This window comes from Bacteroidetes Order II. bacterium, from assembly GCA_016788705.1.
In the GTDB taxonomy this organism is placed as follows: domain Bacteria; phylum Bacteroidota; class Rhodothermia; order Rhodothermales; family UBA2364; genus UBA2364.
The window spans coordinates 1-16,151 of record JAEUSQ010000004.1 but is presented as its reverse complement, the minus strand read 5'-3'; the positions used below and the strand labels follow the sequence as shown (position 1 = coordinate 16,151).

Genomic DNA, 16,151 nt, shown 5'->3' with positions numbered 1-16,151 from the left:
CGCCGTTGTCGTTTGGGTGGTGCCACATTGGCTGCCTGCGGTATCATAGGCTTTTACCTCAACCCCCGCCACCAATGGCTCGGCGCTTTCTTTTGTGCCATTGCCGTTAAAATCACGAAACACCGTTCCCGTGATTTGTGCCTGAACAGAGACCGAAAACAGCAAGAATAGCCCTACAACAAAAAGTAATTTTCGCTGCCACACAGACAAGTTACCCCAATGGCGATAAATAAAAACTGGGATACCTATTTTCTCAGTTGACGTTATTTTATTCTTTGGCATAGGAGACAATAGATTAGATTAGTTAAATGCAATCATACAGGATGCACAGTACGCCTCAGTGAACAACAAAGAATGTGCCACCTTAAGGCTACTCGGCAACCACTTACCTCAAAAAAGTTGACTTCTTTCAAAAAAATGACACGACTACCCCCACCCCAATCAATATTCACACAAAAAACAACACAGTGCCCTTATAAAGACGTGTAATAATTAGCTGACTAATGGCTATCCGCCGAGGTGAACAATCACTAATGATTAAATCTTGGCCATATCCTTACAAGACTCAGTCTTAAACATGTGCTAAGGGGTCTTGTACTATATTCGCGGAGGTTAAGAATGTGCTTGGGGAGTTACTGGTGTCTTCGCCACCTCCAACCATACCCTTTGTTGCCTGTACAGCATTTTCTCATTCAGAATTACCCAGATACGCATCTAAAGAAGTATTCTCGAAGTGGTTCTCCCCGAAGTATCGAAGGGTTTTGCCAAATTTATCCGAAGGCATAAAACCAGGCATGGCATAGAGGTATTGCAGTTTCTCCCGTCCCGGCGCCATAAAAACATGGGTTGGAAAACCCCGTACTTGTAGTGAAAGTGCCAGTTCCGACTCTGTAAAGGTCATATTTTTAAAAGAGAGGGATTGTGTACCCTCGGCATTTACACGGGTGATGGCATAGGTTTCATTCAGGTATTGGCGCACGGCGGGGTCGGTATAAACCTCGCGCTGAAACTTTCGACACCAGCCGCACCAATCGGTATAGACAAAGATCAAGAGTTTTTTATCGGTGGCTTCTGCCTCGGCCACGGCATCTGGAAAAGATTTCCACCGGAGGGTGGTATCCGCCACCACAGGACGTGTGAGGGATTGTGGTTCGGGCGGGTTTTGGGCACAAGTACGGCCTGCGGAGAGCAAACCCAAAAACCACAGCGGGGCGACAACATAAAAAATGGTTTGTTTCATGATATCAGGATGATGTTTAGGTGATCTATTAGACACCCAAAACCGTGCCTTGATCTCCGTAGGTGAACAGAAAAACGTTTCTATTTATTTTTTTCATGAACCTGGCGGTTTGCCCTGATCAGGTATTGAACGGCTAAGTGATAGCCAAACGTACCCAAGCCTGCAATTTGTCCTGCACAAACAGGGGCCAGCATCGAGGTATGGCGAAAAGGCTCACGGGCATGAACATTGGAAATATGTACCTCTACCACCACCGGACGTATGGCGGCGATGGCATCACGCAAGGCTACGGACGTATGGGTATAGCCCCCCGGATTAAAGGCCACGCCTTCCACCTGCTCGCGGTGTGCCTGATGTAACCGATCTATCAGTTCGCCTTCGTGATTGCTCTGAAAAAAGGCAAATGTTGCTTCTGGGAAATTCATCCTGAGTTCCGCCTCGATGTCTTTCAAGGTGGTTTTGCCATATTTCTCTGGCTCTCGTTCGCCCAAGAGGTTCAGATTAGGGCCATTTAAGACAAGAATGCGCATAGCGTTAGCGTATTTAGGCTGTTTCTAACATCAGGCCATCAAACGCAAAGCGGATATGCGAAGGTAACAAGGCTTCTTCCCGCTCATGTAGCACCTGATGGGTCATGTGGATAAAATAGGTGCGCTTTGCACCAATCTGCGTAGCGGCTTCAATGGCTTGTGCAATCGAAAAGTGGGAATGATGTTCTTGCGGCCTAAGGGCATCCAAGACCAATAAATCCAGCCCTTTAAGCAAAGTCATAGAGGACTCCGGAATGGCACTGGTATCCGTCAGATAGGCCATATTTCCAATTCGATAGCCATAAATCGGAAGTGCCCCATGAAACAACGGAATGGGGGTAATCGAGACCTTGCAGTCGGTATTTTCTTGGTGTAGCGGCGTGCCATCCGGCAATGCCACATCAAAGCTATACCGCCCAGAGACCTCGAAGGGCGCCGAAACGGACCTCAGTACCATTTTGGGGACACCGGGATAGGAGCCATCTTGAAAGATGTAGCCAAACATCGTCTGCAATACCTGCCCTACATTGGGGGCTACATAACAAGGAATGGGATGGGGATTATAAAAAAAATAGGGCCGCAAATCTTCCATCCCAAACACATGGTCGTAGTGGTGATGTGTATAAAGTACGGCATCTACTTGTTTGATTTGTGCCCGCATGGCTTGGTAGCGAAAATCGGGGCCAGAATCTATGAGCAAATGGAGTCCATTCACCTCGATAAAGGCCGAACACCGCAATCGTTTGTCGCGCGGATCGGTGGAGGTGCAAATTTCGCAGGTGCAACCCAATACAGGAACGCCGGTGGAAGTACCGGTTCCGAGAAAGGTAATTTTGATTTTATGCGGATCCGTCATGGAGTTCTCATTCGGGCGTATCGGGCTTGCGTGCCTGCCAAAGGGCTTCAAGGACTTTTCGGACGGCTGGTCGGACGGTTAGCGCTTCTTCGGGCATGTCTCGGAGCCGTTCGGCCAATAAGCCCACATGCACTTCCGCCGGATGTCGTTTATTGAGCACAAGATACGGACGCTGCTTCACCTCGCAGGCGCCGCCTCGAAAGTTTCCGGCATCAAAAACCACCCGTATTCCTAATTTTCCGGCTAATTGTGCCAGTTCTTTTACCATTGCTTCTGTCTTCATGCAATAATACCTATTAAAAAAGGATTCCCACCCGCGCCCCCATTTGTTTACCAGCATAGCGGGTTTGCTGCGGAGATGATTTGAACTGGAGGCCCGTGTACCGAACATCCCAGTCGAAGCCGCGCAGATCGGCCCCAATAACCAAGCCATAACGGCCTATTAGCCCTGAAAGCCGCAGTTCGGCAGTCGCATCGTATTGTCGGGCAAGGCCCAATCCACTGTCTTGCGTCTGTAAAGCCAGCCCGCCCCCTGCCATTGCCCGAAAAACCAATGCCGTTTTACGTCCTACCCGCAGGTCTCCCGCCACTCCGGTCGCTAATTGTGCAGCGGTTACCCCAAAATATGCACCAGGGGCATTAAACTGGTCTTTCGGGCCACTCCGGCGAAAATCCAGCACCAAGCCAATCGGGACGGAAAACTGGTTGCGTCCTTGGCGATTAAGCGGGATACCATTTATAGAAGCGGCATGAAAATCTCGGATTTCGTACACACAACTGGCCCCTGTATCACAGGCGTTGACGCTTCCGAGTACACCCGACACCACCAGTCCGGGCGTTTGCAAGACCGCATAATAGAGCTGCATCGGGTCGAAGCGAAGCGTCTGAGTCCCTCCCGACGCCAAATCTGCCCTGATTTGGTAGGTTCCTTTTAGACGTCCCACGGAAAGCCCGCGTTCCGAGGTTTCGGTTTTTTCGCGACTGGGGATGGAAAACATCTGTGCATGCACGCCCATTGCCGAACCAATGGCAACCAAGACGAGCGGGAAAAGGTTTTTCAGAATAGGGGAAGGGGAATAAAACATGATACAACTCCAAAACAATGATCGAATGCCTTTATTGCCGCCACATCACCTCTTCACTGTAACGGGCTTTGATCTCGGAAAGGCTGTCTCCGCCAAATTTCTCTAAGAATGCATTCGCCAGCACCACCGCCACCACCGATTCGGCCACGGTAGAAGCAGCGGGCACACTGGTAACATCACTGCGTTCGTATCGGGTAGGTTGGGATTCACCTGTATTCATATCTGCTGTTTCAAGGGGTTTAATCAGGGTAGGAATGGGTTTCATATAGCCACGAATAACGATGGGCATCCCATTCGTCACCCCGCCTTCAATGCCACCAGCGCGGTTGGTGCGCCGCCGGAAGGTGTCCCCCTTTTTGTAAATTTCGTCATGTATCTGCGATCCCGGCAACATGCTGCCCAAAAGTCCATCACCAATTTCTACGGCTTTTTGTGCCTGAATCGAGAGAATGGCTTGTCCCAAAAGGCCGTCTAACTTACGGTCCCATTGGACATAAGACCCCAACCCTGGCGGCACACCGGTAATCACCACCTCGTAGGCCCCACCAAGCGAATCACCGCTTTTTTTGGTTTCTTTTATGTGCTCGATACAACGTTCCGTCAGGTCATTGTCTAATATCCGCACCTCGCTTTCATCCGCCGCACGGTATAAGGCAGCAGCGCCGCCTTCCTCTATCAGCGCCTGTACGCGGTCTTGCCAAGCGGAAGGGTCTTCATACCCAACTGCACCGATTCGTACCACATGGCTTCCAATCTCGATGCCCACTTGCCGCAGGAACTGCCGCGCCACCGAGCAACATGCCACGCGCATGGCGGTTTCACGGGCCGAAGAACGGTCTATTACAGGCCGAATGTCATCCAAGTGGTATTTCTGAACCCCCACCAAATCGGCATGACCCGGACGTGGCAGCGTGATTTTCTCGATCCCTTCGCCCGATCCATCCACCGACATGACTTGTGGCCAATTGGCTTTGTCTTTGTGATACGACGTATTTTCTAATTTAATGGCAATGGGGCTGCCCATCGTTTCGGCAAACCGGACGCCAGAATAGAGGTGTACCTGATCGGTCTCAATCTTGGCACGTCCACCCCGGCCATACCCCTGCCAACGCCGCCGTGTATGCTCGTTCAGGTCATTAGGGTGGAGAGGAACACCAGCCGGAACACCCTCCACAATGCCAATCAAGGCTTCTCCGTGCGATTCTCCTGCGGTAAAATATCGGATCATATGGGAAAAAGTGGTTAAAACAAAAAAAGGACTGTACGGAAAAATCGTACCCTGTTTGGGGGGATTTGCTAACGCAATGCCAGCATGAAGTTACATACTTTCCATCCATTGCAAACCACCAAGACCGTGTTTCATTTATTACTCAAACGATGCGTCTTGGTGCTGCACCACAAAATCATAGATTCCCATGCCAAAGATGAGTCTTGAAGAAACGTTTTCCCACCGTTTTAAGTGTCCAAAATGCCACCATAAAGGTGCCCACACCCATCGGGTACACGCCACTCCCGAAGCTGCAGAAGCCGAGGCAGAAACTGGTTATTTAGCTGTTTCGTGCCCACTTTGTGGATTCACAGAGTTTTACAACATCCAAACCCTTATGCAGCAGTCTCATTGGCATACAGTCATAGACACCATATATGGGCATTAAGGTGCGCCGCGCAATACCGCACGAATGGCTGACAGTTGGCCATCGTTAGAGGCTGGTGTCACCCCAAGTAAATGGCAGAGTAAGGCATACAGATGTATGTTATCAAAGGCCGAAACGGTTTTTCCTTTTTTGAATGCAGGGCCATTCGCTATAAATGTAGCCCGCATAGATGCAAGCGCATTGTCGTGGCCATGTGTACCTTTGTTATAGTTTGGGTTATTTTGGGCATACCGAAATTGTTCCCTTGTCATTTGCATCCAGCCCTCATGCGAGAGGCTGATAATGGGTGATATCCGGTAGTGGGTTCCGTAATGGAATCGTTTCGGCAGGGCTTCCTTTTTGTAGGTCTGGGCATTTGGCATACGCTTTAACGCTTGAAGAACCGAGTCTGTTTTTCCCTTTTTAGGCCAAAAATAACCAATTTCGCCCCCAATATAACGCTCTAATTGTCTCATATCTACATAATCCTCCACCTGCATCACACGGTCTAAGCTGATGTTCAGCATCCCATGATCGGACGTGACAATGAGGTTCACCTTTCCGGCCATGCCTCTTTTTTCCAACCCAGCCAATAGCGGAGCAAGGTAGCCATCCACTTCGCGGATTGCGGCTTCGGTTTCTGGCGCATCCGGGCCATAGCGGTGTCCGGCATCATCGGTTTGACTAAAGTATAAGGTAAAGAGTTGGGGGCGTTTTTCTTGCGGAAGGTCTAACCATGCAAGCATGGTATCTACACGGGCAATTCCAGGCATTTCATGTTCATAAACTTTCCAGTACGTTGGATGTACTCCCTTGATCGGGGTTTCGGAGCCGGGCCAGAACATTACCCCCGACCGCTTTCCTTGTTTTTGTGCCGTCACCCATATGGGTTCACCCCCCCACCAGTGTGGGTCCGTAACCGCTTTCCGGTTCCTCAGAGAGAAAAAATCGGTCTGGGTACTGTCATACATCGTATTGTTGATGATGCCATGATGATCGGGATAAAGCCCCGTGACCAGTGTATAGTGATTGGGGAAGGTTTTGGAAGGAAAGGAAGGCGTCATCCATTCCGCACGAACCCCAGCGGCCACCAATTGCCGCAAGGCTGGCGCCTCGGTCTTTTGCCAATAATCGCTCCGAAAGCCATCTAAAGAAATCAAGATCAACGGGATACTCTCGTCTGTCGCAGGGCGTAGCGTGGCCGGGGCCTTACACCCACTCCACACCAAAAGGGTAATCCCTAAAATATACCGCATGGTTCCTCCTAAAAAAATGAAGCCTGCTTAACGCCGTATTTTGATTCAAATGCGCGGTTGCGTACCTTTGTACAAACCCCAATCTACGATGAAAAAAGCAATCTGTCTCCTGTTTTTAGGCCTATTGCCCACTTTTTTACAGGCCCAACTGCCTCAGAGTGCGCGTGTGGTGTCGTATCATATTAAAGTCCAGCTGGATGCGGCGCGCAAAACACTGACAGGTACACAAACCATGACGTGGCGCAATACAGGTCCTACACCTGTCCAAACGTTACAATTCCATCTGTATCTGAACGCCTTTCGGAATGCCAAATCTACCTTTATGCGCGAAAGTGGTGGCGAACATCGGGGTTTTAAGACCGGTGGAAAAGATACTTGGGGTCGTATAGACCTTATAAACATTCGCCAGACCAATGGGCCAGACCTTCGTTCGGGGCTTTCTTTCATCCGGCCTGATGATGGAAATCCGGATGATTTTACCGTAGCGGCCCTTTCTTTGCCTCAAGCAGTGCCACCGGGCAAGACCGTGTCGTTAGAGGTGGAATTTAAGGCCAAACTGCCGCGTATTTTTGCCCGGACGGGCTGGTCCACCGATGAAGCCGGACATTCTTTCTTTATGATAGCCCAGTGGTTCCCTAAATTTGGGGTATATGAACCACCCGGAAGACGGTATGTGCCCGCAAATGCCACAACCGGGCGCTGGAACACCCATCAATTCCATTCAAACTCGGAATTTTATGCCGACTTCGGTAGCTACAAAGTGGAAATGACTGTCCCAAATGGCTATTTGATAGGCGCTACAGGGCGCGAAACGGCACGCACCTCTGATGGCCACCGAACCACGTTTGTCTATGAAGCACAGGATGTACACGACTTTGCATGGACGGCCTCGCGGTCTTTCCGAGAATTCACCACTACTTGGAAGCATGTAAAAATCCGGGCATTGGTGCAGGAAGTTCACGCTGCGCAGGGACAACGCCATTTAGATGCCGCCCTTACCGCGCTTACGTACTTTGATCGCTGGTATGGAACGTATCCTTATGACACCCTTACCCTTGTAGATGCACTTTCTGGGGCCAATGGCATGGAGTATCCAACGCTGATTACCTGCGGCACTTCGTATGGCACGCCCTCTTGGTCGCGTTTTCTCGAAGCCGTAACCATTCACGAGTTTGGGCATCAGTTTTGGTATGGCTTGGTTGCGAGCAACGAATTCGAAGAGTCGTGGTTAGACGAAGGGATCAATTCATATACCGAACACAAGATCATGGATGCGGCGTATGGCAGCGGGTCCGCCTTAGACCTTCCGGGGTTTCCACTCTCTGACGGCGTTTTGCAACGTTTGTCCTTTACCCTAGACCGCGACAATCGCTGTGTGGTGGTTACCGATACGTGGAAATTCACCTCGGATGATGCCTTCCGTACTTGCTCCTATTCAAAACCAGGAACCATGCTCGCCGCACTCGAAGAGTTGCTCGGCACACGTACCATGCAAAACCTATTACGAACATATGCTTCACGATGGCAATACAAACACCCTACCACCCACGATTTCATGGCCGTTGCAGAAGAGGTTGCTGGCCGTCCTCTCGGCTGGTTTTTCCAACAATACTTGTTTTCAGCCGCCACCAACGATTATGCCGTAGGTGATATTCGTGGGAAAACCGTCTGGCTGCAAAACTTAGGAGATGGCTTCTTTCCACAAAGCGTTCGGTTTGTCTTGGAAAATCGCGAGGTCGTTTGGAAATATTGGGAAGGCCGCGATCGGTGGAAAGCCTTTTCGTTTCCCCAAAACATTCGAGCGGTACACATTGATCCCTCATTCCAAAACCGTTTAGACTTAGATCGCCTAAATAACCAAAAAACCATCGCACCGGATGGCCACTTTTCGGGAGCCCTTAAACGCAGGCTACTCCTCTGGATTCAACAATGGATGGCTTTAGCCGCAGGTGTTTTTTAATTTGGTAGGGCCTCCTACAAAGCCAGAACGTTGCGCCCCATTGCTAAAGATCGGTGACAATGCCGTTTTTCCAAGCCCAAGCAACCACCTGTGCACGGGTACTAAGGCCAATTTTTTCGTAGAGGCTGTTGACGTGCTTTTTAACCGTACTTTCCGAAATAAATAACTTTTCCCCGATTTCCTGATTAGAGAGACCACGTGCCAAGGTCAGTAATACCTCGTTCTCGCGGTCACTCAATCCACCTAGTAATTTGGTAACCGGAGATTGTTTTTTCTCCTGAATGCCGGAAGACAACGCCGCAATTCTGCGACTCAACCAGCGGGTTTCGCCTTTGGCGACCTCCATCACCGCCTCAACAATGGTGTTGAGTGGCTCGTGTTTTGTAAGATACCCAACAGCCCCTAATTCCAAAACCCCAAAAATATAGTCTTCATCTTCATACGCACTCAATATCAAGATGTGTATTTCAGGGTGGGTTTTGTGCAAGGCTTCGGTAACTTCAAGCCCCGAAAGGCCGGGCATTTCCATATCTAATAGCAAGACATCCGGCAGGTGCTGTCGAGCGGTTGCAAGGGCCGAATGGCCATCAGAAGCTTCTCCAACTACCAAAAAGCCAGGCTCAACGGCCAATCGGGAACGCACTCCTTCCCTAAAAGCCGGATGGTCATCGGCCAACACTATTCGGATCGGTGTAGTTGTCATGGTATTGGTTCCAAAGGGAAAGGCATTGCGCTTTGGAATAGACAGAGGAAAAGGGCTGAAAGAAACGTAGCGCAAACAAATAACTTTTCTAAGGTAATTCCAAAACCGCTTCCTTGCAATGGTTCTAAAGTTCTATTCGTATGCGACCGCACCAACTGTATAACATCGTTCAGAGCAATGGGATTTCAACCAAGATTTTGGTTCCGTGGTGGGGGATAGATTGGACATGAACCGTTCCATTCAAGATTTCGGCGCGTTCCACACATCCCAAAAGCCCATAATGATTGGCACGCGCCAAATCTACCAGTTTATCCGGAAGGTGAAATCCCTTACCATTATCGGAAATGATAAATTGTACCTTATTTTGGACTTCCGACAGTTGTATATGTACCTCCGAAGCGTCTGCATGTTTAAGTACATTACTCATCACTTCTTGCAAAATGCGGTAAAGCGCGTGTTGTAGTTCTTCCGGCCATGCCTTGCCATCCGCTTTAAATTTTGTGGTTATCACCAAATCCGGCGCACGTTTTTCAACCCGTCGGATCAGGGCTTTCAGCGCAGGCAACAACCCCAACAACCGTAGCATGGCTGGCCGGAGTTCGCCCACTACTTCTCGAAGTTCCGCCGCCACTTTATTCAGATTGACCCGAATCGCCTGACTCTGGGGCGCGATTATCGCCAAATCATCCAATTGGTGGCCGATGGTATAAAGTTGCTGCATAGGGCCATCATGCAATTCTTGTGCAATGCGCAATCGTTCGCGGTCACGGCTCTCGGCCAAGCGTTTCTTGATCTCACGTTCTTCGGCCACCATTCGGGTAGCTTCGTATTGCTTATGCTTTTGATACTTTGTATATAAAAAAGCACATAACAACAAGACCAATAACACCAAGCTAAATTGAAACCACCATGTTTGCCAAAACACGGATTTAATGGTTATATAAATCAACAACCTATTGCTTTGATTCATACGCCCATCACTATTCGACCCCTTGACTTCAAAGGTATAATCACCCGGTGGGACATTGGTGTAGTGTGCGGTGGGCCTCCTCCCTGCCTGCGTCATCCAGTCAGCATCAAAGCCTTCAAGTTTGTATTGGTACTGGTTTTTATACGGATCGGCATAGTCCAATGCAGCAAATTCAATCGAAAAATTATTTTCATTGTGCTGCAAAATAATTCGGTCTCCGCTTTTTCGTCTGCCCATTAAATGTTTATAACCAATCCGAAAGAGCGAGACCACCAATGGAGGTGTAAAGTTACTTTGCCCGATACGTATGGGTTCCAAACGATTTAGCCCATTAGGGCCGCCAAAATACAGGGTACCATCCCGTGCAGCCATATACGACATCAGGTTGTATTCTAATCCCTGTAAGCCGTCTTTTTCTCGGTAGCCAACAAATTGATGGGGATTCTGGTTGGGATCAAAATGGGAGATACCTACCGCTGTACTCATCCATAAACGGCCTTTTTTATCAAACAATAATCCATAGATCACATTACTGGGTAAGCCATCTTCCGTGCGAACATGCGTGCTTTTCCCGGTTTGTATGTCGAACCGATTGAGTCCCCCGCCAATGGTGCCGAGCCACAAGATGTTTGGATGTTTTTGATCTGGCAGAATATTCCAGATATTGTTATTGCTGATGGTATATTTTTTTTTCACTTCTTGTTGATAGGCTATAATGCGCCGACGTTTCAGGTCAATATGGTTCAATCCCACATCCGTTCCCACCCAAAGGGTTTCATCGGGTGCCTCATAAATGGCATTGACCCGGCCATCGGTCAGAGAAAAGTCATTGTCAGCATTATACCCAATGTGCTCCATCTGGCCCTTATGCGGGTCGAAAAGAATTAGTCCGCTCGCCGACCCGATCAGCAATTTACCCGATTTGCTTTCCTTCAGCACCCGAATACCTGTTCCTAAACAACGCAATCGCTTTTCTTGGATAAATCTTCGGCTCCCCCGATCGAGGCGCCAAAGACAATTGGCCTTGGTTCCTAACCAAATGGTTCCGTCCTGCGCTTCCAGTACATTCCAGATATTATTGAGGTTGGTATTGCCCTCACGGACAGGCTGGAGATACCGATCGAACTGTTCGGTCTTGGGGTCAAAACGATTCAACCCATCCGCTGTCCCAATCCAAATTTTGCCGTCTCGGCCTTCAAACATTCCATTCACATCCGAACTGCTCAATGAATTTGCATTGCTTGGCTGGTTTCTAAATAAATGGAAAGAAGGCTTATGTAACCTTAGGCGATAAACGCCACCAAAAGTCCCCAGCCACACACTTTCCTGTTCATCAACATAAAGTGCCAAAATATCGTGGTTACCCAGACCATTTTTTTTATCGGACCGGAGGAAGGTACGCAACAATGTGCCTCGATCTATATCTACCACAAATAAACCACTATTTGTGGAAATAAACATATTCTGCCCCATTTTTTTAATTTGATAGGGCATGGGCAGTCGGACTTTTAAAGTGATCGTTTTTTTGATCTCACCTTTCGCATTAAATTGTATTAGATCCGTATGTGCTTGTTTATTCGGCTTTGCAGCAAACCCCCAAAAACTTTCTGCATCTTCATGGTCTAAGGCCAAAATGGAAATCGTATTCGGTGTTCGGAGCAATGGATCGCAACTGAGGTCTGTAACATTGAGCAGGCACATTACCCCAATACCTCCCACATAAATCTTACCTTTAAGCGAGAGCATGGTCAATGTGCCTGAAGCAAAAGGGGCTCCTTTCCGGAACTTCCCTGTTTCTGAATTAAATTCAATCACTTCATTTGCAACAGAAACATTATAAAAATATTGTTCATGCTGCATAACCCCCGAACGCATAGATGTAGGCGCCGGGCTACGAAACTGCTGAAAGTCTTCGGTAGCCGGATTGTATCGGCTATATCCCTGCACCGAGGCGGCCCATAGCCGGCCTTTTTTGTCAAGTATTAACTTATCTATCCCTGCACCAATAACGGTTTTTTCATTAAATGGGCTGTTCCGGTAAACCCTGAAAGAATACCCATCCCAGCGATTGAGGCCATCGCGGGTACCAAACCACATAAACCCATCTTGGTCTTTAATAATGCTGCTCACAATAGATTGCGACAACCCATCTTCCACCCCAATGTGGTCGAAACTCGGTTCCTGTGGAATATTGAATGACTGTGCAAAAACCACTTGCACCAAACCCCATATCATGATAACAATCCGGCTGAACCAAGACCGATACGAAAAGAGGGATATGGGGGAGTGTTGCAACATTGGTAACTCCAAAGCCCTATCGCAGGTACGTTAAACGAATCTTTTGCAGGCCCGTATCTGTTTGAAACATGACAAAATAAAGACCACTGGCGACATTTTCTGGCTGCCAGTTTAGTGTATGGCTTCCAGCAGCCACGGGCGCATCGTATAACTTTTGCACTTCTCTACCCAATATATCATATACCGATATTCTAAGGGAGGTGGTCTTGGGGACTATATAATGGAAATGGGCAACACCAAAGAACGGATTCGGATAGGCTGCTGCAAGCAGATTTTCGTGGGGAATTGCCTCGGATTCAACGGGCGAAATGGTTTCGTCCAAAAGAAAGGACAATACCCTTCTAAAGACTTCCCGTCGGTTTTCGAGGGTATCTATGGTATCAAACGGGAAGGCGAAATACACCATTTTTCCCACCTTAGAAGTACTCCCAAACGTCCCACTATACGCCACTCCCGCGATTCGGCCATTGCCATATTGCAATACCGTTTGTCCACCATTGGCCGAGTTTATAAAATCGGGGTAATCCTCGGTATAAGGCGAAGCGCCATATCGAAAGGACAAGCCTTCGGCCAACGTTCCAGTTATCCCCCTCACTTCGTAGTTCGCGGCATTGTCTCCGGCATACGCAGTTTTGAGGAATTGCCCCAAAAATGCCTGATCGGTAGGGGTTCCCTTAGAACCCAGGTCCCAAGCCACTTCCGAGCCACTTACAAAAAGCCGCCCCCCATTTTCCAGATAAGCACGTATGAGCAACTGCTCCGCATCCGAAAACGTTTCATCGGTCGTGGATTCATCGCCCAAGACCCACATAACGGCATCGTATTGCTTCATATCTACCAATCCGGAAACCACCGCTTCGTTGGCAACGGTTTCAAAACCGAGCCCATTTCGGTCAATGGCCTGCCCATAAATTCCGGCAGAAACATGAAAAGGCTTTGCCCAACTCCCCGAACCGCCAAAGCGGTCGAAACCATCCACCACCAAGATTTTTTTATTTCCCGTATAAGGGCTACGTCCATAAACATCGCTTTGCACGCTCACATTAGGTGGCGTGGCATTATCTACCGATGCCAAATAATAGTATTGGGCCTTGGGGGCCTCAGAAAGGGCATGAGTTCTGACCGAACTACTCAGTTCTTGTTCCGAAAGAAGCTGGGTGCCTGTAGCGAAAGGCGTGTCGGCAACAAACAGCCGGAAGCCCACCAAATCAGGAACAGCAGCTTGTACCCAACTAAGTTTAGGTTCCCCTTGTAGGCCCGTCAATAGCCAAACTGGAGCAGACGGCGGAATAATATCCCGTTGCAGGATACGCACCTCTTGAAAAACGACGTCCTCGTTTCCTCTGGAATCCCGTGCAAAAAGCCGAACCGTATACTCGCCATCCGGTAGTTTCGTCGTATCCCAAGCGCCAGCTGCGGTGGAAGAGTTGGTGACAATATAAACATGGCTACTGTTCGAGGACTGGCTTTGGTCATAGACAAAATGCACGTAATCATCCGAAGGGATGCCCTCGAACCGGAAAACCACGCCATCCGACGAGGGGGAATGGACAACCGTCGTCCGGTCGCGTTTGCGGACATCATAACCCACGATATAGGCCCCATTATTCTGGGTGGCGGCACTACCTGTTGGCGGGCCAATGGGATCTTGAACCCGAAAGGTGATTTTAATTTTTCCAGTTAAGCCTGTTGGTTGCAATATTTGCCCTGCCTCGGCATGTTGAAAACGGATTTCGCTGATACTCGGCTTCCAGGTATCCGCAAATGGCGAAAATCCGCCCGTCGGACGAATGGCATTGGTATAATTACCCGGCGGGCCCTCCGAAAAGTGGACATGTCCTTGCCCCGCAATAATGGTTCCGAGTACCGTTTCGCCTGCTTTTACGCTACTCCCAATAGACAAAGCCGGATTGGGGACGATGTGAACATAGACATAGTTTCCGGCGCGGATATAGGCATTCACCCCCGTATCCGACCTACCCGTAACGGTGGCATCCAACACGGCATAAACGGGCGAGCCATCCACTTCTGGAACATCTGTTCCATTGTGGAAATGACCATCGGTGGGACCACGATATTCCCCGAAGGCCCCTGTTACGGGATGTGGCTCATTAAAAGGTTTTATTGGATACGGAAAGGTAATATCGGCCATCCGTTGTGGCACATTGGGCACCACATAACTGCTCCGATCGGTATTTAATACTTGGCCAGACCAATCCATTTCTACCTCTTCCATCAATACGCGATCTGCTTGGTGGCCATATTGCCGAATATTAAGCGATTTGCCGTCTTCCGAGGGCTTTAAAGATTCGATGGCAGGGAGCGGAAGTATGTGCTCGACCAAGCGTTTACCGTCTTTATTAAAGACAAAAAGCCGCAGGTTCCCTGACGCAGCCACGTCATAGGTAGCCCGTTGCATGGCGACAATAACTATACGTCCGGATGCCGAATCCATAACCACATGGGCCGCTTTCTCTAATTCCGGTCGGGTCGCTTGATCGTTGAAAAGGTACACGCGTTCCAACCCTTCCCCCTTTTCATTATAAAAAGTCACGTGCCCTATTTCCGGACGCACCAAAACGGCCCGTCTTTCCCCAATGGCTACCGACGGAAAGTGCGCATCAGGTACATGGGGGATCGGCATCACCCATTGCACTTCTTGTTGGGCATTTACCACCTGAAGTTGTAAGGTATTTTGCGCAAAACCCGCTACATAAGCCCCTTGTACAAGACCGGAAGAGCGAATCACTTGTACAACACGCCCTTCACCAACAGGACGGAGCGATCCGGATTGTAAGAGCATCGCAGTTGCACCTTCACGGAAGGTCTGGCCAAATAAAGCGGGGGCCATCAAAGCAAACGCACCCCAAAGAACCAATTTGCGGATGGAATATTTCATTGAGAAGACGGTAAACGTTAAAGAAGATGTTAAAAGTACGGAAAAAAGTCTTTGGAAGGAACCCCCTGAGCACAATCGGGCCTACTTCAATCCATCCCACAAAGGTTGACAGCATAGATTCCATTGAACGTTTAACCAGAATAAAAAAACCGACTTAAACGTAGGCCATAACCCTAATTCTATATAGTTTATGTTTTGAAGCCTCCTCAACCATTTCCACAATACGCAAAACCGAACAAGTAGTAAAAAACATTGGTAGGCTCGAAAAGCAGGTGGTAAATCCGCGAATGGATCCCTTTTTTTACGTTTACGACAAGCTATACGCCATCTGTGATTGCGCTTATGTGGAAGAAAAATCCACCATTGGAAAGAGGAACCGATGCGTCTTAAATAATTAGGAGAAATACTACCCGACAGGTTGGGAGTGTGCCATATCAGGAGTTTGCAACGTAGTGATATAATTGCTTCAATGTCTGCACAACCAAAACACCCCGCAACCTACTGGCTACGGGGTGAGACTCGGAGGGAAGCGGCGGAAGTTATTAATTCACGGTCACGGTAATGGTTAGGGTGAGCGTAGCACCCACAGCCACGGTTCCAACCGTCCAGAGGCCAGTACCGTTGTCATAAGAACCTTGACTGGCCACAGAATTGACATACGAAACGGCAGTGGGCAGCACATCGCGCACCACCACCCCTGTGGCGCTTGCCGTGCCTTCA

The 16,151-nt window shown here is 49.0% G+C and carries 14 protein-coding genes; 2 read left to right on the top strand and 12 right to left on the bottom strand.

All coding sequences use genetic code 11. The features are described 5' to 3' along the window. The 7 genes from JNN12_00235 to aroC form a co-directional block, all read right to left on the bottom strand. On the bottom strand, nt 1-282 hold a 282-nt coding region (locus JNN12_00235; protein MBL7976735.1), incomplete at its 3' end, for a hypothetical protein. Nucleotides 283-688: 406 nt separating this feature from the next. Next, nucleotides 689-1,240, bottom strand: coding sequence for a thioredoxin fold domain-containing protein (locus tag JNN12_00230; protein MBL7976734.1), 552 nt, complete (start codon nt 1,238-1,240; stop codon nt 689-691). Between the two features lie 80 nt (nt 1,241-1,320). Next, the gene (aroQ, locus tag JNN12_00225) at nt 1,321-1,770 is read right to left on the bottom strand and encodes a type II 3-dehydroquinate dehydratase (GenBank protein MBL7976733.1); all 450 of its coding nucleotides are present in this window, start codon (nt 1,768-1,770) and stop codon (nt 1,321-1,323) included. A gap of 13 nt (nt 1,771-1,783) precedes the next feature. After that, on the bottom strand, nt 1,784-2,626 hold the full coding sequence (locus JNN12_00220; GenBank protein ID MBL7976732.1) for an MBL fold metallo-hydrolase: 843 nt from the start codon (nt 2,624-2,626) through the stop codon (nt 1,784-1,786). Between the two features lie 7 nt (nt 2,627-2,633). Next, the gene (locus JNN12_00215) at nt 2,634-2,909 is read right to left on the bottom strand and encodes a hypothetical protein (protein ID MBL7976731.1); all 276 of its coding nucleotides are present in this window, start codon (nt 2,907-2,909) and stop codon (nt 2,634-2,636) included. A 13-nt stretch (nt 2,910-2,922) separates the two neighbouring features. Beyond that, the gene (locus JNN12_00210; GenBank protein ID MBL7976730.1) at nt 2,923-3,711 is read right to left on the bottom strand and encodes a hypothetical protein; all 789 of its coding nucleotides are present in this window, start codon (nt 3,709-3,711) and stop codon (nt 2,923-2,925) included. 31 nt (nt 3,712-3,742) lie between these two features. After that, nucleotides 3,743-4,936, bottom strand: a complete 1,194-nt coding sequence (aroC, locus tag JNN12_00205) for a chorismate synthase (GenBank protein ID MBL7976729.1) — start codon at nt 4,934-4,936, stop codon at nt 3,743-3,745. A gap of 190 nt (nt 4,937-5,126) precedes the next feature. On the opposite strand from aroC, the gene JNN12_00200 reads away from it, so the two are divergent. After that, on the top strand, nt 5,127-5,366 hold the full coding sequence (locus JNN12_00200; protein MBL7976728.1) for a hypothetical protein: 240 nt from the start codon (nt 5,127-5,129) through the stop codon (nt 5,364-5,366). Here the strand turns inward: JNN12_00200 and JNN12_00195 are convergent. Then, nucleotides 5,363-6,601, bottom strand: coding sequence for an alkaline phosphatase family protein (locus JNN12_00195; GenBank protein MBL7976727.1), 1,239 nt, complete (start codon nt 6,599-6,601; stop codon nt 5,363-5,365). The genes JNN12_00200 and JNN12_00195 overlap by 4 nt on opposite strands. A gap of 88 nt (nt 6,602-6,689) precedes the next feature. Here JNN12_00195 and JNN12_00190 point away from each other — a divergent pair, with 88 nt between their 5' ends. Then, nucleotides 6,690-8,561 (top strand): M1 family metallopeptidase, encoded by a 1,872-nt coding sequence (locus JNN12_00190; GenBank protein ID MBL7976726.1) that lies wholly within the window; start codon nt 6,690-6,692, stop codon nt 8,559-8,561. A gap of 43 nt (nt 8,562-8,604) precedes the next feature. Here JNN12_00190 and JNN12_00185 read toward each other — a convergent pair whose 3' ends face one another. From JNN12_00185 to JNN12_00170, 4 genes are all read right to left on the bottom strand, one after another. After that, nucleotides 8,605-9,264 (bottom strand): response regulator transcription factor, encoded by a 660-nt coding sequence (locus tag JNN12_00185; protein ID MBL7976725.1) that lies wholly within the window; start codon nt 9,262-9,264, stop codon nt 8,605-8,607. A 169-nt stretch (nt 9,265-9,433) separates the two neighbouring features. After that, on the bottom strand, nt 9,434-12,532 hold the full coding sequence (locus JNN12_00180) for a hypothetical protein (protein ID MBL7976724.1): 3,099 nt from the start codon (nt 12,530-12,532) through the stop codon (nt 9,434-9,436). A gap of 16 nt (nt 12,533-12,548) precedes the next feature. After that, complete coding sequence (locus JNN12_00175; protein ID MBL7976723.1) at nt 12,549-15,431, bottom strand: T9SS type A sorting domain-containing protein; 2,883 nt, start codon at nt 15,429-15,431, stop codon at nt 12,549-12,551. A gap of 542 nt (nt 15,432-15,973) precedes the next feature. Beyond that, nucleotides 15,974-16,151: DUF11 domain-containing protein (locus tag JNN12_00170; protein ID MBL7976722.1), on the bottom strand; the 178-nt coding region annotated here is incomplete at its 5' end.